Annotated in this window: 2 rRNA genes; both read left to right on the top strand. The window is 52.4% G+C overall.

The annotated features are described in order from the left end of the window. Positions 1 to 147, top strand: a 16S ribosomal RNA gene (locus AC1DQ3_RS36660); the annotation flags it as partial. 355 nt (positions 148 to 502) lie between these two features. Next, positions 503 to 614: ribosomal RNA gene (locus AC1DQ3_RS36655) — 23S ribosomal RNA — on the top strand; the annotation flags it as partial.

The following is a 614-nucleotide window of genomic DNA, read 5'->3' as shown; positions in this document are numbered from 1 at the left end:
ACACCGCCCGTCACACCATGGGAGTGGGTTTTGCCAGAAGTAGTTAGCCTAACCGCAAGGAGGGCGATTACCACGGCAGGGTTCATGACTGGGGTGAAGTCGTAACAAGGTAGCCGTATCGGAAGGTGCGGCTGGATCACCTCCTTTCAGAGCGTGCATCTTAAGTCGAGCGTTCACACTTATCGGTTTGTTGGTTGTTGGAGCCGGGATGCGCGCAGCGTGTCCTGTGTGGCATGGTCAAAGGCAAGCGCTTGGCATTGAGCGCTTGCCTTTGGCGTTGGCCAAGGCGACGAAAGTCGGCTGTTCTTTAAAAATATGGGATGTAGTAAAGGTGTCGTGAGCGTTGATGAGACGCTGCAGTAAAACACGATACCGGGTTGTGATTGTATCAACCGAAATGTATTCAAGTAATCGAAAGATGACTTGGAATACGGCACAAATGCGAGAACTCATCCTGTAGCGAGCCCGGCTTGAACGCAAGTTTGAGACACACTCGTTATAGGGTCAAGCGAACAAGTGCATGTGGTGGATGCCTTGGCGATCACAGGCGATGAAGGACGCGGTAGCCTGCGAAAAGCTTCGGGGAGCTGGCAAACAAGCTTTGATCCGGAGAT

This window comes from Cupriavidus sp. 01T418 (genome assembly GCF_056398885.1).
This window is presented reverse-complemented; position numbering and strand designations above follow the sequence as displayed.